This is a genomic window from Staphylococcus sp. HMSC36A10, assembly GCF_001838845.1.
Lineage (GTDB): Bacteria > Bacillota > Bacilli > Staphylococcales > Staphylococcaceae > Staphylococcus > Staphylococcus aureus.
In genome coordinates this window covers 1-1,323 of the sequence record NZ_KV839100.1, presented here as the reverse complement: position 1 = coordinate 1,323, position 1,323 = coordinate 1, and the positions used below count along the sequence as shown (strand labels likewise).

The window sequence follows — 1,323 nt, the reverse complement described above, 5'->3', positions numbered from 1 at the left end:
CTGACTTTTCGTCAGCTTCTGTGTTGGGGCCCCGGACTATAATTGAAAAATGCTTGTTACAAGTGCATTTTATTTCAGTCAATTTCTAACAATATAACATTGTGGAGCCCAGAACTTTGATTAATGTATATGAAAATCAAAGTAATGCTTAAGTATGATTATTTCAAATATTTTACATACATGAACTTTTCCAATGTACGATACTATTATTATAAAGCGCTCGCTAAGATTTTACGATGATTAGAGGTTAAAAAATGAACGATCAATGGTATAAACATTTAATTGGTGCCAGAACAATTAAAACTGGTATTGCCATTTTTTTAACAGCTGTCTTTTGTATGGCACTAGATTTAACACCCATCTATGCCATTTTAACAGCTGTAGTCACAATTGAACCAACTGCCAAGGCATCACTTATTAAAGGTTATCGTAGATTACCTGCTACGGTAATTGGTGCAGGCTTTGCAGTATTATTTACATATTTATTCGGCGATCAATCACCTTTTACATATGCATTGAGTGCAACGTTCACGATTTTATTCTGTACAAAACTCAAATTGCAAGTTGGTACGAATGTCGCTGTACTAACATCATTAGCTATGATTCCAGGTATTCATGATGCCTACATATTCAACTTTTTGTCTCGAACATTGACAGCAATTATTGGACTCGTGACATCAGGTTTAATTAACTTCATGGTGTTTCCACCTAAGTATTATGGTCAGGTCGAAGAAAAATTAAGTAAGACAGATGCCTTGATGTATAAATTATTTTACAATCGCTGCCAAGAACTTATCTTATCAAGACTGCAATCTGATAAAAGCGAAAAAGCATATAAAAATATTTTCAATTTAAATAATCAAGTTGAAACGTTAATAAGTTATCAACGTGATGAATTAAGCTATCATAAGAAAAAAGAATGTGATTGGAAATTACTCAATCAATTAACTAAACGTGCATATACGAATCGTTTGTTTATCACTCATTTATCAAATATCATTTACTTGCCTAAAAATACTCGTGTTAACTTTTCAGGTGACGAAAAAATGGCATTGCTAAAAATTAGTAGTAGCATCAAAGATATATTTTATGATGGTTCTTTTAAGAGAGAAGATGATTCTGTAGAAACTTTACGTTCGACTATAAAAGCACTTGAAATTAGTGGTGAAAATCAAATTAAAAGTCATATACTATACGAAGTTCTAATGATTTATCGACTGCTAGACAGCAGATATGCTTAATTTAAGTACCTTATGCTAATTGGCACCATGGGAGTGGGACAGAAATGATATTTTCGTAAAATTTATTTCGTCGTCCCACCCC

The 1,323-nt window shown here is 32.4% G+C and carries 1 protein-coding gene; it reads left to right on the top strand.

Going from position 1 to position 1,323, the window contains the following annotated elements:
* The first annotated feature begins 254 nt into the window (after nucleotides 1-254).
* Complete coding sequence (locus HMPREF3247_RS06355; RefSeq protein WP_000999713.1) at nucleotides 255-1,241, top strand: FUSC family protein; 987 nt, start codon at nucleotides 255-257, stop codon at nucleotides 1,239-1,241.
* Nucleotides 1,242-1,323: the final 82 nt, after the last annotated feature.

Excerpts from the sequence above, each read along its gene's own strand:
- HMPREF3247_RS06355 (WP_000999713.1), top strand. The coding sequence starts at position 255 with ATGAACGATCAATGGTATAAACATTTAATTGGTGCCAGAACAATTAAA.